Raw genomic sequence first — 24,840 nt, 5'->3', positions numbered from 1 at the left:
GCGCTAGCTCCATTATAGAAAGCCACTCTTATCGGACATGAAACGCTGCCTTACAGGATGCTTAAATCTGTCGCGGCAAAATTATGATTCCGTTAAGGTTGTTGCGGACGCGCGCTGACACTACGCATGATAAAATGGAGGATAACGCAAAAGCGCAAAAGGAGCGAAGTGATCGTGAAAGATGCAGCTATCCTTCTCGTGGACGACGAACAAGCCATTCTCCAATTGCTTGAGACCGTACTGCACAAAGAAGGATTCCACTCGATCGACAAGGTGAAAACGTCCGAGGAGGCAATGAGTGCATGCGAACGTAAAAGCTATGACTTGATCGTCCTGGACGTAACGCTTCCGAACATGAGCGGCATAGAAGCTTGTCCATTCATCCGCCGTCTGACGGATGCGCCGATTTTGTTCTTGAGTGCGAGAGATACCGATTTTGACAAGCTGACCGGATTTGCTGTTGGCGGAGATGATTACGTGACGAAGCCGTTTAATCCGATGGAAATCGTCGCACGCATCAAGGCACTGCTTCGCCGTACACGCAAACCGAACCCGGTCGTACCGACAACACCCGTTCAAGGTGTCTATGATTTTGGTCGGTTTCAAGTCTATGAAGCAGCAGGGGAGCTCTGTGTGGAGGGGAAAGTCATTCCTTGTCCGTCCCTTGTTTTTCAACTGTTGCTATTTTTGTGCAAAAATCCGAATCGGATATTTTCGAAAAGCGAGCTGTACGAACGAGTATGGGGCGTGAATAGCTTACGTGACGACAATACCATCATGGTACATATCCACCGGATTCGGGAGCGCATCGAGCCCGATCCAGCGCAACCGGAGTTTTTGGTGAACGTCAGGGGACTCGGGTACAAAATGGTGAAAAAGGGCCTTCCTTATGAATATTAAGAGTAGAATAGCGCTCCATCTGATCATGTGGTTGGTGCTGGTTGGCCTCATCCTCTTTGTGCTAGCCGGGTTTACGTTATATTGGACGCTTGAAGAAATGTCAAAAGTACAGTCCTCTCGTCAATTTGAGAGTGTTGGTTTGCAGAGGCTGATCCAGACCATTGAAGTAGAGGGAGAGGATGTCCGTTTTGACCCGAAGCTGCTGGAGGAGGTGCGAGAAAGCGGAGGGTGGCTTCAGCGGATTGATGAAAAGGGTTATGTCACCGACTCTTTCTTTACCCCGCCTGACGTACCCAGCTACTACGGTCCTGGCCAATTAACGGCTTATTGGCTCCGAAAAAGCCCGTTTCCGTATCAGCTATCGCTATGGATACAGGAAAAAGACGGCGTAGTACACACCTTGCTGTATGGGATGACGAACCGCGATGACGACTTCTTGCAGCAGATGATTAAGGAGGCTGATCTTAAAAATAACGAGATCATGCTTCCTCCAAGCTTCCAAAATCAATTGAAGAGTAAAGCGGGCTGGGTGCAGCTCCTTGATCCGAAGGGAGCGGAGCTGGCTTCATTCAATATGCCTGCAAAAGCGATCAAGGATTTCTCGTTGGAAGAGCTGGCGCTTCGCTCGATATACCCGGATCGCTACGGAGCAACAATCGTATCGCATTATGATCAAAAAAGCGGCCAAACCTGGGTGCTCAGTTATCCGTTGCCAGGAACGACTCCCGGGGAAGAACCGCTTTTGACACCAGAAAGTAAGGCTCTTTTCATCGGGATGGGCATGTTGCTCTTGTCGGCAATGTTCGTCTTCGGGATTGTGTCCTACTTGTTCGGACAGCGATTTGGTGCACCGATTGTTCACGTTTTACGATGGCTGACCTTTCTGCGTGGAGGAAAGTACGAGGAGCCAGCCAATTCGGAGGGTGTCCCGCTCAGCCAAGACAAGCGAGGGAAGAGAAAGCGCAAATACCGTATCTACCAAGATGTGATTGACTCGATGGATTCCTTGTCGCAAACGCTTTACCGGAATGAAAAGCTTCGCCTAGAAACAGAGCAATTGAGAAATGAGTGGATCGCAGGTGTTTCCCATGATCTGAAAACACCGTTGTCCTCTGTCAAAGGGTACGCGCATCTGTTAGGAAATGCCGAGTATACGTGGACGACAGAAGAGGTACATACTTTCGCCAAAATTATTTTGGACAAGTCAGCGTATATGGAAGACTTGATCAACGATTTGGCGCTGACGTATCGATTGAGGAACGGTCAAGGAGCTCCTACAGTCGAGCTCGTTGACCTGAATGTTATCACTGCTGAAGCCATTACCGAAGCAGCAAAACATCCCTTGTACCCGGAAGGCTGCATCCAGTTTACCCCCTCTGCCGAAGCTGTTTACATGCTCGTCTACAAGCCTTGGTTTCAGCGTATCGTGGATAATCTGGTAGCTAATGCCTTGATTCACAACGAGAGCGGTACGACTGTGTCCATCAGCGTACAGGCAGTCGAGCCATCAACAGCTGTGCTCATTTTTAGCGATAATGGTAGTGGGATGGATGAAGAAACAGCAGATCGACTTTTCGAGAGGTATTATCGTGGCACAGACACCGAGTCCCGCACGGAAGGCTCTGGTCTTGGGATGGTCATTACAAAAGCATTAGTGGAAGCGTTTGGTGGTTCAATCGAAGTGAAAACAGCTGTCGGGCAGGGGACGACGATTTCGATTACGTGGGAAGCGGAGCAGCCGCCTCGAGTTTAAATAGGCTGATATAGAGAGGAAAAGGCTGCGTTTGCGAGGTCAGGGGTGACCAGCAAAGGCAGCCTTTTTCGTTTCAGAGATGATTATTACACCTTAAATTGTTGAATCGATTCATGCAGCTCGTCCGCCATTTTTGATAAGGAAGCAGCAGAGGACGAAATTTCCTCCATAGACGCTAATTGTTGTTCAGCGGCAGCAGAAATGTTTTGTGTTCCGAAAGCCGTTGTCTCCGCAGTGGTGGCAATCGCTTCAATGGAATGGACAGCTTGCTCTGCTCCGGTTGTCATGTGATGAGTGGCAGTGGTAACTTGCTGAATTTGACGTGCTACTTCTGTCGTTCCAGACAAAATTTCCTGGAAGGCCTTGCTGGCTTCATTTACGACTTCGATTCCAGCCGAAACCTCAGATGTCGTCGTCTCCATCACGTATACGGCTTTGTTCGTATCGACTTGAATCGCGCTAATGAGGTCTTTAATCTGCTGGGTAGATTTTGCTGATTGCTCGGCCAAGATACGTACCTCATTGGCAACGACAGCAAATCCACGTCCATGCTCTCCAGCACGGGCAGCTTCGATTGCAGCGTTTAGCGCTAACAGGTTCGTTTGTTCGGCAATCGAGGTGATGACCTCAATAATTTTGCTGATTTCCGAAGAGCGGTGACCAAGCATTTTGATTGATTCTGCCAGCTCTTGGACAGTAGTGTTGATGGAATTCATTTGAGCGATGCTACCGACAATCGCTTCATTGCCGTTTGAGACCAGCATGTTCGTTGTATCGACTGTCAGCGAGACTTGTTCGGAACTGGATGCAATTTGTTGCAGACTCGAGGACATATCGTTGATCGTCTTAACCGTTCCATCGATCGTTTTGGACTGATCCTCTGCTCCGACGGCGATCTCTTGCATCGTGACGGCAATTTGCTCGGTTGCCTTGCTCGTCTGTTCTGCACTCGCCGTCAGCTCCTCAGAGGTAGAAGCGACATGCAGAGAGCTAATGCGGACACGAGAGATGAGCTGGCGCAAATTCTCTGTCATATGGGTCACGTCATGGACCAATTGCCCAATTTCATCACGGTTTTTTACCACGATGTCTTTCCCGGACAGATCACCACCAGCAATTTCTTTCACGCGCTCGGCAACCAGGGCAATAGGCTTGGAAATGAAACCGGAGGCATACCACGAGACGACGAATCCGACGATCAAGGAGATTCCCAGCACGATGAGCAAATCAGACAGTACACTTTCAGCAGCGGCATTGAAGTCTTCCATGTAGCTACTTGCGCTTACGATCCATCCCCAGTGAGGGTCTAGCTTGGAATAGGCAATTTTCGGATAGAGAACATCTGGCTCCGCTGGCTTCGACCACTGATAGTATGTAAAGCCGCCACCTTCCTGACCGCGCTTAATCATTTCTTGGGTAAATAAGATACCATCAGGATCTTTTGCATCCCACTGATTCTTCCCCTCAATAGAAGGAGAGGCCAGCATGACACCTTTCTCATCCAGAACGAACATGTATCCACTGGCACCAGAATCGACATTTTTGTTAATCGAGCGGGTTCCATCCGACTGCTTGGGGCCGAGGATGTGAAGTTTTACTTGCTCTTGTGCATCTTCTTTGCTGATTTTGCCAGCTTCGACCTGTTTCTGGAGAACATCAATCATTTCAATCGTCAAGTTCACGTTGTTTTTTAAGATGCGGCTGCCCAAGTCGTCCAAGCTGTAGCTCGCAGAATAATAGCCCTGAATTCCGATGTTTAAGGCAGGAATCGCCAATAGCAGGAGACATAACAGAACGAGCTTAGTTCGTAGAGAGCTTGAACGGGAGAACTTGGCTGTTTTCATATAGAACACCTCGTTGATCCATAGTATTTAATCTAGAAAAGAAAACACCAAGATGATTGCCCCTAGACTTACGTCAATTATCGACAATATGTAAACGTTTTTATAGAGGATTTTCAAAAAATCTACAAAAAAAATAAGATAAGTCATCGTTGCTGCATACATGAGCAGATTCGAAAGCAGTGCAGACCAGCAGGAAATGGTATGATTAGGAAGATAGAACGCTTACGGATGGAGGCTATCTAATGAAATTCATCGATAATCAAGGGATAACAGATCCACGCATCAATTTGGCGATTGAGGAGTACGCCCTGAAGCATTTGCCCAACAGTGACGACTTTTTGCTGTTTTATATTAATGAACCTTCTATTATTATCGGGAAAAACCAAAATACAATTGAAGAGATTAATGCAACTTATGTAGAGGAAAACAATATCCACGTCGTTCGCAGATTGTCTGGAGGCGGCGCTGTTTATCACGACCTGGGCAATCTCAACTTCAGCTTTATTACGAATGATGACGGCGAGTCCTTCCACAATTTCCGCAAATTCACGGCTCCTGTGGTACAAGCCTTGAAAACATTAGGGGTAGAAGCAGAGCTGACAGGACGAAATGACATACAGGTCGGGGAACGGAAAATTTCTGGCAACGCGCAGTATTCGACCAAAGGACGCATGTTCAGCCACGGCACGCTGCTTTTTGATTCGGAGATGGAAAACGTCGTGTCTGCTCTCAAGGTAAACGCAGAGAAGATCCAGTCCAAAGGGATCAAATCTATTCGCAGCCGTGTCGCCAACATCTCGGAGTTTTTGGAGATGAAGATGACCATTGAAGAGTTCCGTCTGGCGATTCTTCGTTCGATATTTGGAGAAGGGGAGATCGAAGAATACAAGCTGACTGAAAAGGACTGGGAGAACATTCACGAGCTTTCCCGTTCCCGTTACCAGACTTGGGAGTGGAACTACGGCAAGTCTCCGAAAAGCAACTATCGTCAATCCAAACGTTTCGATATCGGCACCGTGGAGATTCAGCTTGATATTGAAAAAGGCAAAATGAAAGAAGTGAAAATATACGGAGATTTCTTCGGTGTACGTGATGTAGCGGAGCTGGAAGCAGTGCTGCGAGATACGCCGTATGATCGTGCCTCAATCAGTGATCGACTGGCCGATATCAATCTTCAAGAGTTTTTCGGGAATCTGGATCAAGCGTCTTTTGTCGATCTATTGCTCGTCTAAAAAAGTACGTCAAAAACCTAACTTTTGTTAGGTTTTTTTCATTTCCTCCTTTGATAGCATTAGTTTGCATGATTTTGTCATACAGAAGAAAAAGAGGGGGTATTTCATATGGGCAAACAGCAGCCAAAAGCCAAAACAATCTTAACCGCCGTTGTTTCTACTGGTTTTTTGCTTTCTTTTGTCGGCAATGCCTATGCAGCCGTTTCCTATCCGATTAAAGAAATCCAGACAATCGGGACAGCCAGCGCATCAGTAGCAGAAGAGCAAACGGATGAGGAAGTACGAGAGGCATCAGCGGAAGTAGTAGAAGAAGAGAACCAGTCATGGGAGTCCTTGCTAGAGTCAGAGGGGAATACAGCGACCAACGGCTTTATTGCCTATCGATTGGAGACAGCTCCAGACAAGGCACCTGTTGCAAAGGATTTCCGTTTGACGGGCGCTATAGATGATCGAAATCCCACTTGGATCAAAATCAAAAGCTTTGTCTGGCTAGAGGAAGAACAGCTAGTTTTGCTCAGTTTTTCACCGATTCGTGCCGCGAAAAAAGAACAGACGGTTTCCCTGCGCTTGCAGTATGACGGCGAAGAAGAGGAATTTGAACCATTCGTGATTGCCGAAAGAGGGACAAAAGCAGAGCGGATCGAGCTGGTAGCGATGGCAAAAGATGCAGAGTTATCAACGGAAGATAAAACGGATAAGACGCTAACACTGGTCGCAGTTGCTTGGGATGATCATGACCGCATCGTCACTGGACGGGAGCTGCTCTGGAGCTCAAGCAATAGACGAATTGCATTCGTCAACTTTGAGGGCAAGGTAACAGCCAAGAAAGAAGGTTTGGTAGAAATTACGGCAAAAATGGACAATGCGGAAGCCGTCTTTGAGATAGCCATAGATGGAGCCGAGCTGCCTGATTTGCCCATGCTTTCTGTCAGTGAGACGGTGATAGAAGAGGCAGGAGCAAATGATGGCAGCATCACGGCAAAACAAACGCTCAAGTTGTCTAACGGCAAGTTCCTTGGCGAACTGTCTGCCGCTGATATCAAGGTACATCATCTGCCTGAAGGGCTGGATATTGAGGTCAACCAAGAGAGTGATGACGAGGTCACCATTTTGTTTACAGGACAGGCCAGAAAGCATACAGTCGCGGACACTGTAAAAGAGGTCAGCTTCACGATCGACAAGCGAAGCATCAAGCGCGCACAGAAAGATGTCACGAGCGACAGTTTTTCCATCCGTTTCAAAGACCCCGTCATTGTGATTCCGCCCCCAATCGATCCTCCGCCGATCCCGGCTCTGCTAAAAGCGAAGAGAGCAGTCGAAGAGCTGTTTACGGATGGGAAGAAAGAGGAGCTGCGGGTAGCCACGACCCAGAAACAAATCGATGATGCCAAGAAGCTAGTCGAGGGTCTGGAAAATCGTGTATCGGAAAAGCCAGGTCTGCTCGCCGATATCGAAAAGGCGCAAACGCTGTTGGATAACGGGAACAATTTGCTGGAGGAAGCCCAAAAAGCCGTGCGTGACCTGTTCACCGATGAAAATCAGACAGCGCTGAAACCAGAAGTGACAAAGATTACGATCGATGCAGCGAAGGAAAAGGTAAATAAGCTAAAGGATGGTTCGGAGACAAAGGTATTACTGTTAGCAGACATCAAAAAAGCACAGGAGCTATTGGATCAAGGGAACAATCTGCTGGAGGAAGTGAAGCGAGCAGTGGAGGGGCTTTATACGACGAATGATATGGTCGAACTGAGGCCAAAGGTCACGCTGGAAATGATCGATGCGGCCTATTCCAAGGTCGAGCTTCTGAGTGAAAGTCCAGAAAAAACACACTGGATGTCCTATGTAGCAAAAGCACAAATGTTGTTCAATAACCCACGCATAGATCGTTTGCCAGATGCCAAGATCGAGCTGCCGATTGCTCCGACTCAGTCCCGTCAAGTTACGATTGCCGACAAATGGGAGCCAGCAATGGACAAGAGGGCATTGAGCGAATATCTTGAGGTATCTGTAAAAAACCAGCCTCTTTCGTACAACTATGACAACCAGTTAGACCGTTTTGTGATCAATGAAAAGGAGTACATCACCGTCGAGGTCGACGAGTCTTTACTGGAAATGACCCATGGAGATTATGGAGTGACGATTAAGGCCAAACCAGCGGTTGCAGAAGATGACAACTCTTATGCAGTGTTCAAGCTGTATCGAGGGGAAAACTTGCTGGATACAGAGGAGATTGGTGTCGGCTTTGACGCTACCAACCCACAATTGTCTCCTGATGTCACCGAAGAGGGAACAACCTATACATTGTCGGCGTCAGAACCACTTCGCAATGACCCGAACCCCAATTTACGGTTGTTATTCTCACCCTCCGGGAATTTTGACGACAAGAGAGAGGTAACGGCGTATGCAAAATTCCAGGTGTCAGGAAACACCATTCGCGTTACGTTTCAAGATACTTTCTATACCACGTTCGGGTCTCTCATAACGGAACAGAGCAAGGTTTCCTTTGAACCGGGCTTCATGAGGGATAAGGCCGGGAATCTTATACAAGGTACCGCAACAGCACCTGTAAAACCCAAGCAATGAGTAAGCCAAAGTCCATCGAGGAGGTACGAACATTGCAACTAGAGGAACTGACTGCCAGCACTGCGCGGGCGTATAAATCGTTAGTGCACCCCAAGCACCTGGAGTTGCTGGACCATATCAACGGCTCATCTGTTTGGGGATTCGGGGCTTCTAACAACAATCAGCCTGCGGGCATCGTGTTGGGGCGATCCGCTGTAAACGAAGGACAGGCCAAGATCATCGAGCTTGTGGTAGCAGAGGGGCATCAACGGCGGGGAATGGGCATGAAGCTGCTGTGGCACGCTGAGCAAAAAATGAGAGAGCAAGGCATCAGCGATGGTCAGTTCGCTGGCTTCATCAAAGCACAAGATTTTTCATGGCTCTCCAAAATTGCGATTAGGGAAGGCTGGCAGTTGCCAAAGGTAAAAACCTATATGTACACACTCGGCTCGATGCGGTTGGGTGAATGCCAATGGGTAGAGAGGCTGGAACTCCCCAAAGGTTTTACCCTCTTTCCGTGGAAAGACCTGACGCCAGCAGAGAGACTGGAAATTAAAAAAGGAGAAGGGCAATGGTACACGTCGCTTTTGTCGCCGTTTTTTGAAGAAGGAAAATTCGATCCTGATTACAGTACAGGCTTGCGCTATCAGGGGAAAGTCATTGGCTGGGTAATCGTGCAGCGACTGGCCAGTAATCTGCTTTTGTACAAAGCCATGCATGTTCAGAAAAAGTATCAGCAGAAAGCAAGGGGAATCGCATTGCTGATGAAAACCATCGCGCAGGCACAGCCCACTTTTCCCTTTGGCATGTGCTTCGTCGCACAAGAGAACGAGGCGATGCTGTGGTTTATGGAAAAAAGGCTGGGGCCGACGATTTTGCAACGGAAGCTCTGGATTGAAACGAACAAGGTGCTGGCACGGCAATATGCAGACCACCTGTGCTAAAGTGGATGAAAGGTGAAAAGGCTTCCCGTATTCGCAGGAAGCCTTTTCCATTTCACCTCGAATTATTTTTGCGAATTTTGTTCCTTGTCCTCATTTTCTACCGAAAAGCGGAACAGACTTTCTTGAAGCTGCTGAGCGGTAATACTGAGAGATTCGGCTGCTTGCGCAATTTCTTTCATCGCTGCCAGCTGTGATGTTACTGATTGTTTTACCTCTCGCGTATGTTCGGAAGCGGAGCGACTGATCGCGACGATCTCGTTCATGGAGGCAGCCACTTCCTCCGTACCCGCTGAGATTTCTTCCGTAGATGCAGAAACCTCTTCCGTTTGCCCAGTAATCTCAACGATATTTCGGTAGATGCCCCCAACCATTTCTCCTGCCTGCTCGATCAGATGCACGCCTTGCTCCACTTCTGCTACGCCTGATAAAAGGGTTGTAGCAGCTTTATCTGTCATGGACTGAATATCATGTATCATGCTGGTGATATCCCCAAGGGAGTTCGTTGTTTGTTCCGCCAGCTTTTTCACCTCGCTCGCCACAACAGAGAAACCTCTGCCGTGTTCGCCCGCGCGAGCCGCTTCAATCGAGGCGTTTAATGAAAGCAATTGCGTTTGCATGGCTATCTCATTGATGACTGCCACAATTGTTCCGATTTGTTTGGTCATCTGTTCCAGCTTGTCCATGTCTTCTGAGGATTGACCTACTGTTTTGCGAATGCCGTGCATATGGGTGACAACCTGCTGCAACAAAAGATTCCCTTGATCCGCGTTTGCCTGCGAGTCCTGGGTTAAGGCGGAGACCTCAGTTGCAGATGTAGCTACTCGTTGGACCCCTTCCGCCATTTCGTTCATCGCGAGCGCCGTCTGCTGCGCCCCTTCATGCTGAGAATCTGTCCCTTGCATGATACTTCTCATCGCCGCATCGATTCGGTTGCCCATCTGTGCGGCTTCTGCCGAGACTGCCGTCAATTGCTGTGAAGAGCCTGCAAGAATCGCAACCGTGTCATGCGCCTGCTGAATCGTAGTGCGGAACGAATCGATCATCGTATTCAGACTATCCGCAGCGACCCCCAGCTCATCCCGGGAAGAATCACGCCATTTCACAGTCAAATTGCCCGTGGACAATACCTGAAGGACAGTAGTCAAGCTTAACAGTCGCTTGAGAAGACGGCGAGTTAAGATATAGACAACAAGCACAAGGCTGATGCCTGATAAAACCATGCCCAACAGTAGGAGCGTGTTGTATTGCTCCAGTTCTGTCAGCGCTTCTTTTACGGTAATGGTTGCCCCAACGGACCACCCGGTTATGGGGATGGGAGAGTAGGCAACATATTTTTTCACAGCATCGGTGTCGGCTTCCTCAACCCCGCTTTCGCCCTTAATCATTTTGGTGGCGATACGGCCACTATCCCCTTCCTGCTCTGTAAACTTGGCTTTCATCACCAATTCAGTCTGCGGATGATACAGGACCGTACTGTCGTGGGACAGCAGGAAGTTGTATCCCGACTCTCCCAGCTTATAGACGTTCATGATTTCCGGCAGCTTGTCCAGCAGCAGGTCAATAGCAACAAATCCAAGGACTTTTCCTCCGTCTTTAACAGGCAGAATGGCACTGATAACCAGCTTGCCAGTCATCGCATCCACATAAGGATCGGAAAACCATACATCGCCCTTTGCTCCAGCCTTTTCATGCCATGGACGTGTTTGGATATCCCAATCCGGTTTGGAAAGTGTCTTCCCGTTCCCCAACAAAAAGCTCCCTCGTTCATGGGCAATCCATACCAACGAAAGCATCGGGTCTGTGCCAGCTATCGCATCAAGAGAAGCCATCACATCCTGATAACGCCCATCCGTCTGAACGGTATTCCTGTCAAGGTCGGAACCAAGTAGCTTGAGAACCTGTTGATTGGTCGCCATTTGCCGTACCAGAACCGCTTTCTCCTCTAACAGAGCATCTATTTCCGCGACAAGACTTTCACTGCTCTTCTGGAGACTTTTTTCAACATTGCTCACAATTAACGCGCGTGTTTCTGAATAAATCCAGTAGCCCAACAAGGAAAAAGTAATGAGGATGACACATGTCAGAGATAAAATCATTTTGAATGAGATGGTGTTTCGCCATGCCATAAAATTCCTCCATTGTCTGCATCTCAGCGTTAATTTCTTAGATAGTTAATGGATACCCTGAATTCGTTATGTTTGAAACATGGCGAATTTAACCAATTACCTAACAAATGAATAAATGGATAGAGATCCAGGGTTAGCTGAATTTCTATCCATAAATTTTGTGGGACGCACGACAGTAGTTGTGACATCTTGAGAGAATTATCACGATGTAGATGGAACTTTTCTTCCGCTCGGCTGTTGCTTTGTGACCGTTCGGTATTGCAGTTGTTTTCTTTGGAAGTGGTTGTTCCCGATCAGGGCAAGAATCACGAGCAAGGTCCCGCACAATTCGTAACGGCTAATCTCATAACCTTGAAATGCCATCATGGCAAAGGTCGTGATCGGAACCAGGTTGATAAACAAAATGCCGTTGAGCGGAGTGAGCAGCTTGATGCCTGCATTCCAGCTCAAAAGAGCTACAAAGCCAGGTAAAAGAACCATGAACGCCATTTCGTATTTGATGGACATCACCGTTTCGATGGTAGGAACCGGAAGCCATTGAAAGAGTGAGGAAGTCGTGACAATTACGAAATTCACGCCTGTTCCCAAGAGACACGTCAACGTGGAGTAGCGAAGCGTAGACCACGTGTTAAAACGCCCGCCGCCGATCGAGTAGACGACCCAACCCACGACACCGATGAAAATGAAGAACAACGGGAGCAGATGCTCACTTGCTGTAGTAAAGAAGGATAGATTGCCATTGGTAATAACTAGGACAGCACCGACCAAAGCTACCAGAATCGTCGCCAACGTATAGTAAGGCGGCAGCTTTCTAGTGGTAATGGACAAAAGGACAATCGAGATCATCGGCATAAGAACTTCCATAATGGACGCTGCAATCGTGCCTGGCTCTCCCATCAAATCCTGCCCGAGAAAGACTCCCATATTGTAGACGGTAAACGCCATTGTTCCAAAAAACAGCAGAGACTTCCCGCGCCCCTCAAAACGAAAAGCAGACAAGCCTTCTTTTGCCCAGAGCAAACCGCACAAAATGATTGTTACGAAAAAATAGCGAAGAAATGAGAAGTAAAATGGATCGATCTCTTGCAGTGCGATGTGTGCAACCGGAAACATCGCCCCCCATGACATACTGGCGACCATGCAGAGAATAGACCCCAAAAGTAGTTGCTTGTTCATTATGCGATTTCTCCCTTTCAATACAAAGCTGACTTACCACATCATACTGGATGGAAATATGTTAGTATAATGATTGATAATAACTTTATGTATCATTTTCAGTGATAGATGAAAGGAGGGAGAGAAACGTGGAGATCAATGATTTGAAAATATTCCAGATGGTCGCCACATTGGGCAGCGTGAGCAAGACCGCCGCCGAGCTGAGCTACGTTCAGTCGAATGTGACGGCACGGATCAAGCTGCTGGAAAAAGAGCTGGGGACACCTTTGTTTTATCGCAACAAGCGAGGCATGACCTTAAATACAGAAGGCAAGCGCCTGCTCGAATATTCGCGGGAGATCATCGCCAAATTCGAAGAAATGCAAAAGTACTTCCATCGGGCTTCCGAGCCGTCCGGGGTGCTGGAGGTTGGGATGGTCGAGACAATCAATGCCCTTCCGAGGTTGCTATCTTCGTATTGCAGCCAGTATCCGCATGTGGATATTTCACTCAAGGCAGGCGTGACAGAGCATTTGCTGCAAAAAGTATTGGATCTCGCGCTGGATGGAGCGTTCGTGAGTGGACCGATCAACCATCCTTTGATCGAGCAGGAGCAAGTGTTTCAAGAGGAGCTGGTGTTAGTAACGAAAAACAGTTCCTTCACTGCCAGTGATATCACAGGGAAAGCTCTTTTGCTCTACAAAAAGGGCTGCGGGTATCGAGAACGGTTAGAGACCTGGATGAAGGTAGAAGGCTTGATTCCGAAAAAAGTGATGGAGTTCGGAACGTTTGAGACAATTATCGGGGGCGTAGCAGCGGGGATCGGCATTACCATTTTACCGAAGTCGGCAGTACATCACTTGGTCGAGAGCGGAACGGTTCATATTCATCGCATCCCGGAGCCTTATCATGAGGTGATAACCGTTTTTATTCGCAGAAAAGATTCATTTGTAACGAACACGATGCAAGCGTTTCTGGACGAAATCCGTTTGCAGAAAACGAAAGCGTAAGTGCTGCAATTTACTCCTTCCATCGTTCAGAAAAATATGGTAAATTTTATTTCGGAACAGACGTTCTGTATTTGGCTGTGCAGAAGAGGGAGGGAGCAGTTCGATTGATGGACAGGTATACCGAAATTGACGAAGTGATCGCTTATATACATCGGCATTTAGACGAGCCTTTACCACTTTCCCGGTTGGCGAATCATGTTGCGTATAGCCAGTATCATTTTGCGCGGATTTTTAAAGAAAGAATCGGTCTCCCGCCTCTTTATTACGTATCGACCATGCGACTCCAAAGAGCAAAGGATTTACTGCTAAGAACGAATATGAGTGTTCGCGACATCGGTCTGGAAATTGGCCAGCAGAGCCTGGGGACGTTCTCTACCCGTTTTACGGAGCGTGTCGGGGTATCGCCTAGCGAATTTCGAGAAACGGCCCAGCTAGCAGAAGACCGTCTCCTTTCCTTGCAGCAGTTGACAGAGTGGACTCGGTTACATCCAGCCCCTGAGCGACCCATGACCATTACAGGGACAATCGAGTCCACAGAGCCTTTTCAAGGTGTCATTTTGATTGGATTGTTTGCCAAGCCAATTCCAGAAGGTCTTCCTTTATACGGAACATTGCTGCCCTCACTAGGCAATTTTTGTTTTACCAATGTCAAACCGGGCACGTATTACTTGATGGCGACGTCTGTTGCCTGGGGTATGCAGGCGATGGATTTTCTCTTGCCGTACGAGACATTGCGAACACGTTCCAAGAAACCAATCATTGTCACACCAACTGCGATCGTCCCTCATCAGCAAGTTACTCTTCATGTGCCTCATCCGGACGACCCTCCTATCTTGGTTTCTCTTTCTTTGCTCATGAACAGATTCATTCAGCGGCTTCCTCAATAAGAACAATAGTCCCTTGTTTCAAAATGGCGGTCTTACGAATCAGCGGACTGCCTTTTCGTCATGGTCTGGTTAGAATGGAGCTTCTTGGGAAAGCCTACTATCACAATAGTCGAACTTTTTTCTGTGAGCAGGATATTGGACGAAAAAACGAAATGATAACTAGGCGCGAATATCATGCGCAAAAGAAAGGAAAGCAGGGAACGAGAATGTCAAAGCCTTACAAAAAAGTTTTTTGGGCAGCCGGTTTTGGCTGGATGTTCGATGCCATGGATGTTGCACTTTTATCTTTTATTATGGTGGCATTACGACAGGAATGGGGTTTGACAGGGGAAGAGGCCGGGTTACTCGGGACGGGTAATCTCGTCGGCATGGCGATTGGGGCGATTGCAGGTGGCTATTTGGCTGACCGAATTGGCCGCAAGCCAGTGTTTTTGCTGACCTTGGTCTTGTTTGGTTTGGCGAGCTTTGCGAGCGCTTTCGCAACTGGTTTTGCGACCATGCTGCTGTTCCGCTTCCTGATGGGACTAGGCTTGGGTGCCGAGCTGCCGGTAGCCTCGACGCTAGTAAACGAGTTTGCACCACCGGAGAAGCGAGGAAGTACGGTTGTGCTGTTGGAGAGCTTTTGGGCAGTCGGTTGGATTGCGGCAGCCGTCATCTCGTATTTCATCATTCCGGACTACGGCTGGCGCGTGGCTGTTATGATCGGGGCGTTGCCCGTCGTGTACGCCTGGTTTGCTCGGCGGAGCATTCCAGAATCTCCGCAGTTTCAAAAGCAGGCTGAAAAGATTCCTGTTGGAAAGCTGTTGACGTCCCATCGCACAGAGACGATTACGCTGTGGGTCGTCTGGTTTGCAATTGCGTTCTCGTACTACGGCATGTTTTTATGGATGCCATCTGTTTTGGTCGACAAAGGCTTTACAATGATCAAAAGCTTCCAGTATGTACTGATCATGACGTTGGCCCAACTGCCAGGCTATTTCGTGGCAGCCTATTTCGTGGAAAAATGGGGACGGAAATGGACGCTGGCGACCTTCTTGTTCATGACCGGTGTGATGGCCTTCGCTTTTGGACAAAGTAGTGGCACCATGGAGCTGTTGGTGACGGGAGCCTTCTTGTCTTTCTTCAATCTGGGTGCTTGGGGTGCTTTGTACGCGTATACGCCGGAAAATTATCCGACACCGCTGCGCGCTACCGGTTCTGGTATGGCATCCGGTGTCGGAAGAATCGGCAGTATTATCGCGCCGTATCTCGTCGGTTACTACTCGTCACATCATTACAGCTACACGTTCATTTTTAGTGTATTTACCGCGGTGCTGATCGTGGGAGCCATCGTCCTGCTCGTTTGCGGACGAGAAACGAAGGTGCTTGCTAATTCTGGCCCTCGTACAGGCGAAGTATAGCGCGAGCCTGCTCTGTGACCTCACGTTTCAACTCTTGTGGCTCCAACACTTGAATGTGCGGGCCGAAGCTGAGCACCAGCGAACATGCTGATGCAAGTGTGTGAAATTCAACCTTTGCTTCCATCCAGTCGTCTGTTGCGGCTTGGGTGGAAGCTATTTTTATATAACGCTCCTGTTTTACGGCAGGCAACGTCTCTTTTTTGACTAGCAACCGCGCAGGATAACGTGGGAGGCTGGATTTGAAGTCCAAAGTGGATTGTTCCCAATAAGAAGCGAGGTCGAAATCGCTTGGGCGGATGAAGCCATCATCTAACAGCTGTGCATCCAACAGTCGTGAAATCCGGTACGTCCGCATGTCTTCGTCCACTTGGGCGACCAAATACCAGATGCTTCGCTTGGCGACGAGTCCGAGCGGGCAGACAATGCGCTCTACGGCCACATCCTCGCGCATGTAACGAATGAACAGCTTGCGGGAGAGCCATACGGCATCTTGAACCACCGATAAGAAAGAAAACGTCTCTGTCGATTCATGCCAGCCAGCCCCATCGATATGAAGGAGCTGGCGTACGTGGATGGCGTCCTGCTGAATGGTTTTTGGTAGCGCGGACAGCAGCTTGAGAAAAGCAGCTTCATAGTTTTCATGCAGCCCGAGGTCATTCAACAAGGCAGCAGGGGAGGCTACGAGCAGTGATTGTAGCTCATCTATTTTCATTCCGGTCAAATTACTGCGATACCCTTCTGCCAAAGCCCAGCCCCCATCTGCACCGCGCAGCGCATAAACGGGAACGCCTGACGCACTCAAAGCTTCCATATCACGATGAACGGTTCGCTCAGACACCTCCAGCCTTTCTGCTAATTGCTTGGAAGTCATGCGACCGTGGTTTTGCAAGAGCAACAAGATCGTAAGAAGTCGATCTGCCCGCATAAAAAGCCCTCCTAGAAGTAAAAACAACATTACTTTGATTGTATCTTAACGAATATGACAGCGGTTGTCATATTTACTTCGATATTCTTGATGTATGAATCGATAAGGAGGCATTACGAATGAAACCATTACAAGGCAAAGTAGCGGTGGTAGCAGGCGGCACAAGAGGAGCAGGTCGGGGGATTGCGGTCAGTCTGGCAGAAGCAGGGGCGACAGTATATGTGACGGGACGCACGGTGCGTGGTCAACACTCTGATATGGCGCGACAGGAGACGATCGAAGAGACAGCAGAGCTCGTGACGGCAAGCGGCGGAATCGGGATAGCCGTGAGAGTCGATCATACGCAGGAAGAAGAGGTAAAAGCGTTCTTTGAGCGAGTAAAAGCGGAGCAAAAGGGACAGCTCGATCTATTGGTCAATGACATCTGGGGTGGAGATCCATTGACTCACTGGGGGACGCCGTTCTGGGAGCAGCCATTGGCAGACGGCCTATTGATGCAAGAGCGCGCCATCCGTACGCATATGATCACCAGTCACTACGCGGTTCCACTCATGGTGGCACAGAAAAAGGGGCTGATCATCGAGATTACGGACGGAATCGACTATCGTTACCGCGGCAATCTGTACTACAGCTTGGCAAAAATCTCGACGATTCATCTAGCTGCGTCGATGGCAGAGGATCTGCGCCCACACGGGGTTGCCGCGTTGGCTTTAACACCGGGCTTCCTGCGCTCAGAAGCGATGCTCGATCTTTTTGGCGTGACAGAAGAGACGTGGAGAGAGGCAGTGCAGCAGGATAAGCACTTCATCATGTCGGAAACACCTACGTACATCGGTCGAGCAGTGGTTGCGCTGGCTTCGGACCCGGCTGTCGCAGAAAAAACAGGGAAGACGGTCAGTACATGGGGCTTGTCGGACGAGTATCCTTTTACGGATAGAGACGGTAGCCGCCCGCATTGGGGAAATTACGCAGAGGAACAAGGGTTTTACCGCTAGTTTCAGGGAACATACAAAACGGCTCCTCAGATTCATTCGAGGAGCCGTTTCTTAGATTGCATCCAGTACATCCTCTTCCGTAATAGATGTGATCTCGTCTGACACAAACACGTTCTTATACTCGGTGCCGCTGACCCCACCGGTCGCTTTAAATAACTGATTGGGGGTATTTGGAAACCATCTCACGTGACCAACTTCTTCATCATAACCACCGTTGAGAAAAAGAAGATACTCGCCTTCTGGAATTTCAATCTGCTTATGATCCGCAATCGGAGCGATCTCTTTATCTTTATCAGGTTGAAAACCTACGATGCTACGATGCGGTACAGCTTGATCGTATCTTCTGCCTCAATCTGGTGATCGGTGAGGTTTTGAAACACGTTGTCCACGGCTACTTCATACACATAGAATAAGAGGACTTCGGTTTTTTCTTCTTTGTATGCTTTGGGAACGGAGCCTTTCAAAATAACCATGGCGTCTTGGGTGATTTCTTCTGTGGATGAAAAAGTTTTCGATAGCGCAAAACCACTTGAGGAGTGCGTGGGCTCCTTCGTCGTGCAAGCAGAGCCGACCGCTAAAAGGAAAGCTGAAAGAGTGATGACACCAAACCATTTTTTCACGGGACTCTCTCCTCACGTTCAGGCAGCTATGCCAACGGCTGCGTATTCTTCTTTTTCCCAAACCAGCTTTTCACATTGCCATTCAAAATCAGATGGGTGACCACCCCCGCAATCAAGCCCCAGAAAGCAGCGCCGATCCCGCCAATGGAAATGCCGGAAATCGTGACAAGAAACGTAACCAAGGCGCTTTCCCGTTCCTTCGCTTCGCTCATCGCCTGTGCGAGGCTGGAACTGAGCGAGGCAAACAGAGCCAAGCCAGCAATGACGGCGATCAATTCTTTTGGCAAGGCAGCGAACACCGAAGCCATTGTAGCGCCAAACATCCCGAAGATTAAGTAAAAGCCCCCGCAGGCAATTCCGGCAATGTAGCGCTTGGCATGATCCGGATGAGCTTCTTTTCCCGTGCAAATCGCAGCTGTAATCGCCGCGAGATTGATTCCTGGTGAACCAAAAGGAGCGAGCAATAGCGAAGCGATGCCAGTAGTTGTTACGAGCGGTCCAGCAGGTGTATCGTACCCGTCTGCTTTTAAGACGCTAATTCCTGGGGCGTTCTGAGAGGCAAGCGCGACGATGCACAATGGAATCCCCAAGCCGATGATCGCATCGAGAGAAAACGTCGGCATCGTAAAGATGGGCTGGACGAGGGACATCTGGACATTGTCCATTTGCAAACGCCCCAAAAGAAAGGCGACACCCAAGCCGACCAAAAGCGTAAGCACGACAGCATACCGTGGAGACCAGCGTTTGGCGAACAGGTAGCAAAAGATCATCGGCAGAGCCAATGCAGGCAGGTGCTGCATGGAAACAAAGACTTCTACGCCAAAAGACAGGAGAATCCCAGCGAGCATGGCGGTCGTAATCGACTGCGGGACGTATTTCATTAAGACGGAAAACAAACCGGAAACACCGACGAGCGTAATGACCACGGCCGAAAAAATATACGCGCCAATCGCGTCGGGAAAGGAGTATACCGTCAAGCTGGTGACTAACAGAACTGCCCCCGGCGTCGACCAAGCAGTGATGATCGGGGTGCGAAACCAGATACTGAGCACAATGCACGTCAAGCCGCTCCCAATCGAGATGGCCCAAATCCAAGAGGCGAGAACTGCATCGCTGAGTCCGGCACCCTTGGCAGCTTGAAAGACGATCAGCAATGGTCCTGCATAGGAGACCATCGTGGCGATGAGTCCAACAATAACGGCAGATAGAGAGAAGTCAGCAGGGATTATTTTCAGGCTCGAGAAAGGTTTTTCGGGTACCACGACGTGAATGCCTCCTAGATGCGCCAATGCAGACGTTATGCTTTTTCGTTCAAAATGTAGCGAATCGTCCGTTTGGTGATGTTTAATTTTTTGCTTAAAAGCTGTCTGTTTCCATTCGTTTCGGTCAAGCCCTTTTCGATAATCGTTCGCCCGATCTCGCCTTCGAGCTGTTTAACCCGCTTGATCAAATAATCGAAGTCGATCCCGTCTACAGAGGTGACAAGGCGGCTGATCGTATCGACAAAGCGCTCACATTCGTGATCGATGACTTGTTCTATCCGTTTGGGAACAGTGGGTGGATGCACCTGTACCATGCGATTCCGCAAATTCGCTGGCAAATGATCGGCACGCAGTCGATCGCATTCGTGCAACGCGATGGTTTGATTCAGTACGTTGATCAGTTGGCGGACGTTGCCCGGCCAATCATAACGCTGCAACAGCTCGATGGCATCCTGATCGATTTCGCAGGGCCCTCCACTGCGCTTTTGCAAGTAGTAGTGCGCGATTGTGGGGATATCCTGAATTCGTTCGCGAAGAGGAGGAATCGATAGCTTGATCCCTTCCAGACGATACAACAGGTCACTGCGGAAACGATTCATCCCGACTTCATGCTCCAGATCGCGGTTGGTAGCAGAAATAAAGCGAATATTGCTCTGACCGATCTGCTCGCCACCGACGCGCATGAACTCTCCCGTCTCTAGCGTACGCAAGAGCTTCACTTGGATGGAAGGGGGAGCCTCCCCGATCTCGTCAAGAAACAGCGTTCCGTTATGTGCCAGCTCGAACAAGCCTTTGCGAGATTTGAGCGCTCCGGTAAAAGCGCCCTTTTCATAGCCGAACAGCTCACTTTCCAGTAAGGATTCCGGCACTGCCCCGCAGTTAAAAGCGACAAAAGGCTGCTGGGCGCGATTGCTTGCTCCATGGAGAAAACGGGCCATTAGCTCCTTGCCGGTACCCGTTTCGCCCTCAATGAGCACATGGATCGCCTTTTTTGCTAATTTTTTGGCAATTGCGCATACATTGGCCATCGGACTGTCAGTTGAATACACGATACCATATTGGGCGGCTTCTTGGGATAGGTGATCGCTGTGTTTGCTGGAAGAGGAGAGCACCGCGTCGATGACCTGCTCCAGACTGTCCAGATCGTCGAACGGCTTCTCCAAGTAATCTCTCGCGCCCCATTGCATCGCTGTCACAGCCGATTTAATCGTACTGAAGCCCGTCATGATCAAGACTTCGCAGGCGGGAAATACTGCCTTAATCTGTTTGAGCAGCGTCAATCCGTCGGCATCTGGCAGCTTCAGGTCCACGAGTGCAGCGTGAAAGCCGGTAGAATCCGAGTGAAGCAGCCGTTCCACGTCCTTGCCAGAATTGGCGACGACGATATTGCAGTCTTTTTTCTTGAGGAAATAGGTGAAAAAGGTAGTCACTTCTGTTTCATCATCCACAATCAAAATCCGTTTTTTCTCCATCGTTGTCCTCCTCGTCAGCTAACAGTGGCAAAAGCATCGTAAACCTGCTGTACTCTCCCTCCACGCTTTCGGCAAACAGCTTCCCGCTGTGTGCTTCTGCAATTCCAAGACTGACGGAAAGCCCGAGACCTGTCCCTTTTGTCCGTTCCTTCGTCGAGAAGAAAGGCTGAAAAATCTGCGAAAGCTGCTCTGCGCAAATCCCTGTGCCGTTATCGTAAACGGATAAGCCTACGAAAGAGCTGTCCTCCTCTTGTACGAGGAAGGAACGAATGACAATGTGTGGAGATTCCCTGCCTGCCACAGCGTCCCGTGCATTTAACAGGAGATTGATCACAATTTGCTCGATCTGATGACGGCTTCCATGAAACAGCAGAGGAGGCTCAGACATTTCCCGGGTTATGGTCAAGCCGGAAACAGACAGCTGGTAACCAATCAGCCCCAATACGTCCTCTACGACCTCGTCAATAGAGGTAGTGGAAAATAAGTACTCTTCCTGCCGCGAGAAGGTGAGCAGGTTTTGAATGATCTTTTTGCAGCGCACCCCGCATTGATAGATGTCTTTCATCAAGGGAGACTCTGGGGCATCTGTCATCTCGCGCATGAGCAATTGAGAGTTTCCGAGGATGGCCGTGAGCGGACTGTTCAGCTCATGGGCAATGCCGGCAGCCATCTCGCCAATCGCCGCCATTTTTGCGGATTGAATCAGTTGGGCTTCGATTTTGATCTTTTCATTCACGTCTTGAAAAAGCAGGCTGTTTTCTACGACGACACCGACATGGCTGGCGACGAGCTGGATCAATTCGGCTTCGTCCCGATCGACGAGCTTCTTTGTTTGGCGTAAGAGCGTCAAAAAACCAAAGGTCTGATTCAATTGACTGCGCAGCGGAACAGAGGTGGCGTGATGCTCAGGCAGCGCTTCGGCAAGGGTAAGATGGACCTGCCCGGTGAGCACAGGGGCTTCCACTGAAACGGTCTGTGTCAGCGTATGGCAGTGCCAATCCTCGTCATTCCACTTGGCGAGATAGGAGGAGAGCATGCCTCCCTTCACGATGGTCAGGGCAAAATGCTCGAACACGAGAATTTGCGAGAGCTGTGCGGCGATATAACTGGTTGTTTGTTGCCAGGTGGCATTGATCTGGATTTGTGTCAGCTGGTTAATGACGGCGAGCTGCTTGTTTTTCTTTTTCATCTCCTCAATCAGATAGACGAGCTCGCTGTAATAGCTTTTTCGCGAGGATTGAATCCCGGTCAATTTTTCCAAAATCTCTTGTTTGGTATGCATGACGAACCTCCTACAAGGCTTGGCGAAACAACGTCGCGACATCGTGGACGGTCATGTCACGGGGATTGGTCGTCATGCACACGTCCAGTACGGCGAGACTACTGAGCAGGTCGATCTGCTCTGGATGCAGCCCGATAGCCGACAACGATTGGGGCACCTCCAGATCGCTTACCAGCTCCTTGACCGCTTTGAGTGTGAGACGAGAGGCGGCATGTGTGCTCAAGCCCGCCGTGTTTTCACCGAGGCATTCTGCGATTTGCCTGTATTTTTCCGGTGCCGCGATGTAGTTGTACTCGAGTACGTGGGGGAGCAGGATGGCATTCACCTCGCCATGCGGAGCATCGAGGAATCCCCCGAGCTGATGGGACATGGCATGTACAGCACCGAGTATGGCGTTGGAAAAAGCGATTCCGGCTTGAAGACTCGCCATGGCCATCGCTTGCTTGGCCTCTGTATTATATTGACTGGCGACAGATGGGCGCAAATGCTTGGCGATGAGACGCATGGCTTGCAGCGAATGCACCTCGGTCAGCGGCGTCGCGGCGAGCGAAATATACGATTCAATGGCATGTGTCAGCACATCTATGCCTGTATTGGCAGTGAGCAGCTTGTCCTTGGTCATCAAGGTTTGCGGGTCGATGATGGCGATATCGGGTATGAGCGATTTGGAGATGATCGCCATTTTCACTTTGCGTGCACTGTCCACAATAATAGAAAATTGCGAAACCTCCGAACCGGAACCCGCTGTCGTCGGTACCATCACCATGGGAGGAAGGGGATGCTGGATATTGTCTACGCCTTCGTATTGGACGATGCTGCCCTCGTTGGTAGCCAACAGCGCGATTGCCTTGGCTGCATCAATAGCACTGCCTCCGCCAACACCGAGAATGGCATTACACTCCTTGGCCCGATATTCGGCAATCCCGGCATGAATCTCGTAATCTTTCGGATTGGCTGTCACGTTCGTCCATAGATGGTAGTCGAGCCTTTGCTGCTGCAAGTAAGAGATGATCCGCTCAACCCAGCCTGCGTTTGCGACACCAGGATCACTGACAAGAAAGACACGAGAAGCTCCCAATCGGCGCAAGCTTTCCCCTACCTGGCCGAGAGACTGGTTCCCGAAAATGATTTCCGGCATCATGAACTTGGATATTTGCATGCGTTCGCCCCCTTTTTCCACTACGTAGTAATACCGCAGGAAAGGATGAATACCCTTTTTCGGCCAAAAGGTTGGCAAGCGGGCCGTTTTTTCGGCTCATGTGCCGCAATATCGGCTGCTTCGAAGAAAGGAATTGGCTAAATGATTGAATTATTAGGCGCTTTCATGTTGGCATACTGCTTGCAATTAGTAGGAGGCGGGAAGAACACCTGCCCTTTACGCACATGCCTGAAGGGGGAAAAAGAGGAGGAAGGTCAAGATGAAAGCAGCAGTGGTCAACGAGTTCCATCAAAAGCTGGAAGTAAAGGAAGTCGCTATTCCAGAGGTCGGACACGGTGAGGTTCTGGTAAAAATCAAAACGTGTGGTGTCTGCCATACAGACCTGCATGCGGCACACGGGGATTGGCCTGTGAAGCCAAAGCTGCCTTTGATTCCTGGACATGAGGGCGTAGGTGTTGTCGAAAAGCTGGGGGAAGGTGTTACCTCGCTGAAAATTGGTGATCGTGTAGGCATTCCGTGGTTATTCTCCGCTTGCGGCGAATGCGACTACTGCCTGACAGGGTGGGAGACACTGTGCATGCAACAGTTAAACGGGGGCTATTCCGCAGACGGTGCCTATGCCGAATATTGTGTAGCGCCTGCTGCTTACGTGGCACGCATTCCTGACGAGCTGGGTGATGTGGAAGCGGCACCGATCCTGTGCGCAGGGGTAACCACTTATAAAGCATTGAAGGTAGCAAATGTGAAGCCGGGTGAATGGGTAGCGATCTACGGCATCGGCGGCTTGGGGCATGTGGCTCTCCAATATGCCAAGGCGATGGGCTACAACGTCGTAGCTGTCGATATTCACAAGGAGAAGCTGGACTTGGCAAAAGAACTAGGGGCAGATGTGACAGTAAACGGCAGTGAGGTAGATCCGGTACAAGCCATTCAAGAGCAGGTGGGCGGTGTCCACGGGGCGATCAGTGTGGCAGTTACCAAGAAGGCATTTGAACAAGCATACAAATCCGTTCGACGCGGTGGTTCTCTCGTCGTTGTTGGCTTGCCGAATGCAGAGCTGCCCATCCCGATTTTTGACACGGTGTTGAATGGCGTGACGGTGAAAGGCTCCATTGTGGGGACACGCAAGGATATGCAAGAAGCGCTTGATTTTGCAGCACGTGGCAAGGTTCGCGCGATCATCGAGACGCAGCCGCTTGATCAGATCAACGATGTATTGGAGCGTTTGGAAAAAGGTCAAATTAATGGTCGGGTTGTTTTGACGATGGAGTAGTTGAGGGATAGGTGAAGCTGTTGTCGGGCTATGCTTTTC

The 24,840-nt window shown here is 49.5% G+C and carries 20 protein-coding genes; 10 read left to right on the top strand and 10 right to left on the bottom strand.

The window, feature by feature from the left end; genetic code table 11:
* The first annotated feature begins 174 nt into the window (after positions 1 to 174).
* Positions 175 to 900, top strand: a complete 726-nt coding sequence (locus ACM6JA_RS03630; protein ID WP_414851237.1) for a response regulator transcription factor — start codon at positions 175 to 177, stop codon at positions 898 to 900.
* Positions 890 to 2,653, top strand: coding sequence for a sensor histidine kinase (locus ACM6JA_RS03625; RefSeq protein ID WP_414851236.1), 1,764 nt, complete (start codon positions 890 to 892; stop codon positions 2,651 to 2,653). The genes ACM6JA_RS03630 and ACM6JA_RS03625 overlap by 11 nt, the downstream gene beginning before the upstream one ends.
* An 86-nt stretch (positions 2,654 to 2,739) precedes the next feature.
* Here the strand turns inward: ACM6JA_RS03625 and ACM6JA_RS03620 are convergent, their stop codons facing one another.
* The gene (locus ACM6JA_RS03620) at positions 2,740 to 4,497 is read right to left on the bottom strand and encodes a methyl-accepting chemotaxis protein (protein WP_414851235.1); all 1,758 of its coding nucleotides are present in this window, start codon (positions 4,495 to 4,497) and stop codon (positions 2,740 to 2,742) included.
* Positions 4,498 to 4,739: 242 nt separating this feature from the next.
* Here ACM6JA_RS03620 and ACM6JA_RS03615 point away from each other — a divergent pair, with 242 nt between their 5' ends.
* The 3 genes from ACM6JA_RS03615 to ACM6JA_RS03605 all read left to right on the top strand — a co-directional run bounded on the left by ACM6JA_RS03615 (position 4,740) and on the right by ACM6JA_RS03605 (position 9,235).
* Positions 4,740 to 5,729 (top strand): lipoate--protein ligase, encoded by a 990-nt coding sequence (locus tag ACM6JA_RS03615; protein WP_414851234.1) that lies wholly within the window; start codon positions 4,740 to 4,742, stop codon positions 5,727 to 5,729.
* Positions 5,730 to 5,837: 108 nt separating this feature from the next.
* Positions 5,838 to 8,312, top strand: coding sequence for a toxin Cry1Ac domain D-VI-related protein (locus ACM6JA_RS03610; RefSeq protein ID WP_414851233.1), 2,475 nt, complete (start codon positions 5,838 to 5,840; stop codon positions 8,310 to 8,312).
* 32 nt (positions 8,313 to 8,344) lie between these two features.
* Positions 8,345 to 9,235: a GNAT family N-acetyltransferase gene (locus tag ACM6JA_RS03605; protein WP_414851232.1), complete on the top strand. Its 891-nt coding sequence runs from the start codon at positions 8,345 to 8,347 to the stop codon at positions 9,233 to 9,235.
* Positions 9,236 to 9,297: 62 nt separating this feature from the next.
* On the opposite strand, the gene ACM6JA_RS03600 is transcribed toward ACM6JA_RS03605, so the two are convergent.
* Both ACM6JA_RS03600 and ACM6JA_RS03595 read right to left on the bottom strand, forming a co-directional pair.
* Positions 9,298 to 11,361: a methyl-accepting chemotaxis protein gene (locus ACM6JA_RS03600; protein ID WP_414851231.1), complete on the bottom strand. Its 2,064-nt coding sequence runs from the start codon at positions 11,359 to 11,361 to the stop codon at positions 9,298 to 9,300.
* 201 nt (positions 11,362 to 11,562) lie between these two features.
* A complete protein-coding gene (locus ACM6JA_RS03595; protein WP_414851230.1) occupies positions 11,563 to 12,537 on the bottom strand; it encodes a DMT family transporter in 975 nt (324 codons plus the stop codon).
* 128 nt (positions 12,538 to 12,665) lie between these two features.
* Here ACM6JA_RS03595 and ACM6JA_RS03590 point away from each other — a divergent pair, with 128 nt between their 5' ends.
* The 3 genes from ACM6JA_RS03590 to ACM6JA_RS03580 all read left to right on the top strand — a co-directional run bounded on the left by ACM6JA_RS03590 (position 12,666) and on the right by ACM6JA_RS03580 (position 15,813).
* On the top strand, positions 12,666 to 13,526 hold the full coding sequence (locus ACM6JA_RS03590) for a LysR family transcriptional regulator (protein WP_007729489.1): 861 nt from the start codon (positions 12,666 to 12,668) through the stop codon (positions 13,524 to 13,526).
* 107 nt (positions 13,527 to 13,633) lie between these two features.
* The gene (locus ACM6JA_RS03585; protein WP_414851229.1) at positions 13,634 to 14,413 is read left to right on the top strand and encodes a helix-turn-helix domain-containing protein; all 780 of its coding nucleotides are present in this window, start codon (positions 13,634 to 13,636) and stop codon (positions 14,411 to 14,413) included.
* 206 nt (positions 14,414 to 14,619) lie between these two features.
* On the top strand, positions 14,620 to 15,813 hold the full coding sequence (locus tag ACM6JA_RS03580; protein ID WP_414851228.1) for an MFS transporter: 1,194 nt from the start codon (positions 14,620 to 14,622) through the stop codon (positions 15,811 to 15,813).
* Here ACM6JA_RS03580 and ACM6JA_RS03575 read toward each other — a convergent pair.
* Complete coding sequence (locus tag ACM6JA_RS03575; protein ID WP_414851227.1) at positions 15,782 to 16,738, bottom strand: helix-turn-helix transcriptional regulator; 957 nt, start codon at positions 16,736 to 16,738, stop codon at positions 15,782 to 15,784. The genes ACM6JA_RS03580 and ACM6JA_RS03575 overlap by 32 nt on opposite strands.
* A gap of 119 nt (positions 16,739 to 16,857) precedes the next feature.
* Between ACM6JA_RS03575 and ACM6JA_RS03570 the strand changes: the two genes are divergently transcribed.
* A complete protein-coding gene (locus tag ACM6JA_RS03570) occupies positions 16,858 to 17,733 on the top strand; it encodes an SDR family oxidoreductase (protein ID WP_414851226.1) in 876 nt (291 codons plus the stop codon).
* Positions 17,734 to 17,784: 51 nt separating this feature from the next.
* On the opposite strand, the gene ACM6JA_RS03565 is transcribed toward ACM6JA_RS03570, so the two are convergent.
* The 6 genes from ACM6JA_RS03565 to ACM6JA_RS03540 form a co-directional block, all read right to left on the bottom strand.
* Positions 17,785 to 17,919: a hypothetical protein gene (locus tag ACM6JA_RS03565; protein WP_414851225.1), complete on the bottom strand. Its 135-nt coding sequence runs from the start codon at positions 17,917 to 17,919 to the stop codon at positions 17,785 to 17,787.
* A gap of 119 nt (positions 17,920 to 18,038) precedes the next feature.
* A complete protein-coding gene (locus tag ACM6JA_RS03560; RefSeq protein WP_414851224.1) occupies positions 18,039 to 18,353 on the bottom strand; it encodes a hypothetical protein in 315 nt (104 codons plus the stop codon).
* Between the two features lie 26 nt (positions 18,354 to 18,379).
* A complete protein-coding gene (locus ACM6JA_RS03555; RefSeq protein WP_414851223.1) occupies positions 18,380 to 19,615 on the bottom strand; it encodes a benzoate/H(+) symporter BenE family transporter in 1,236 nt (411 codons plus the stop codon).
* 35 nt (positions 19,616 to 19,650) lie between these two features.
* Positions 19,651 to 21,087, bottom strand: coding sequence for a sigma-54-dependent transcriptional regulator (locus tag ACM6JA_RS03550; protein WP_414851222.1), 1,437 nt, complete (start codon positions 21,085 to 21,087; stop codon positions 19,651 to 19,653).
* A complete protein-coding gene (locus ACM6JA_RS03545; protein WP_414851221.1) occupies positions 21,056 to 22,369 on the bottom strand; it encodes a sensor histidine kinase in 1,314 nt (437 codons plus the stop codon). The genes ACM6JA_RS03550 and ACM6JA_RS03545 overlap by 32 nt, the downstream gene beginning before the upstream one ends.
* Positions 22,370 to 22,379: 10 nt before the next feature.
* On the bottom strand, positions 22,380 to 23,528 hold the full coding sequence (locus ACM6JA_RS03540) for an iron-containing alcohol dehydrogenase (RefSeq protein WP_414851220.1): 1,149 nt from the start codon (positions 23,526 to 23,528) through the stop codon (positions 22,380 to 22,382).
* 259 nt (positions 23,529 to 23,787) lie between these two features.
* On the opposite strand from ACM6JA_RS03540, the gene adhP reads away from it, so the two are divergent.
* A complete protein-coding gene (gene adhP, locus ACM6JA_RS03535) occupies positions 23,788 to 24,801 on the top strand; it encodes an alcohol dehydrogenase AdhP (RefSeq protein WP_069848475.1) in 1,014 nt (337 codons plus the stop codon).
* Positions 24,802 to 24,840 lie beyond the last annotated feature (39 nt).

It is taken from the genome of Brevibacillus sp. IT-7CA2 (genome assembly GCF_949767855.1).
GTDB lineage: Bacteria > Bacillota > Bacilli > Brevibacillales > Brevibacillaceae > Brevibacillus.
The sequence above is the reverse complement of the archived record's forward strand: the minus strand, read 5'-3'. Positions and strand labels throughout refer to the sequence as shown.

Excerpts from the sequence above, each read along its gene's own strand:
- ACM6JA_RS03625 (WP_414851236.1), top strand. The coding sequence starts at position 890 with ATGAATATTAAGAGTAGAATAGCGCTCCATCTGATCATGTGGTTGGTG.
- ACM6JA_RS03620 (WP_414851235.1), bottom strand. The coding sequence starts at position 4,497 with ATGAAAACAGCCAAGTTCTCCCGTTCAAGCTCTCTACGAACTAAGCTC.
- ACM6JA_RS03615 (WP_414851234.1), top strand. The coding sequence starts at position 4,740 with ATGAAATTCATCGATAATCAAGGGATAACAGATCCACGCATCAATTTG.
- ACM6JA_RS03610 (WP_414851233.1), top strand. The coding sequence starts at position 5,838 with ATGGGCAAACAGCAGCCAAAAGCCAAAACAATCTTAACCGCCGTTGTT.
- ACM6JA_RS03600 (WP_414851231.1), bottom strand. The coding sequence starts at position 11,361 with ATGGCATGGCGAAACACCATCTCATTCAAAATGATTTTATCTCTGACA.
- ACM6JA_RS03595 (WP_414851230.1), bottom strand. The coding sequence starts at position 12,537 with ATGAACAAGCAACTACTTTTGGGGTCTATTCTCTGCATGGTCGCCAGT.
- ACM6JA_RS03585 (WP_414851229.1), top strand. The coding sequence starts at position 13,634 with ATGGACAGGTATACCGAAATTGACGAAGTGATCGCTTATATACATCGG.
- ACM6JA_RS03580 (WP_414851228.1), top strand. The coding sequence starts at position 14,620 with ATGTCAAAGCCTTACAAAAAAGTTTTTTGGGCAGCCGGTTTTGGCTGG.
- ACM6JA_RS03575 (WP_414851227.1), bottom strand. The coding sequence starts at position 16,738 with ATGCGGGCAGATCGACTTCTTACGATCTTGTTGCTCTTGCAAAACCAC.
- ACM6JA_RS03570 (WP_414851226.1), top strand. The coding sequence starts at position 16,858 with ATGAAACCATTACAAGGCAAAGTAGCGGTGGTAGCAGGCGGCACAAGA.
- ACM6JA_RS03550 (WP_414851222.1), bottom strand. The coding sequence starts at position 21,087 with ATGGAGAAAAAACGGATTTTGATTGTGGATGATGAAACAGAAGTGACT.
- ACM6JA_RS03545 (WP_414851221.1), bottom strand. The coding sequence starts at position 22,369 with ATGCATACCAAACAAGAGATTTTGGAAAAATTGACCGGGATTCAATCC.
- ACM6JA_RS03540 (WP_414851220.1), bottom strand. The coding sequence starts at position 23,528 with ATGCAAATATCCAAGTTCATGATGCCGGAAATCATTTTCGGGAACCAG.
- adhP (WP_069848475.1), top strand. The coding sequence starts at position 23,788 with ATGAAAGCAGCAGTGGTCAACGAGTTCCATCAAAAGCTGGAAGTAAAG.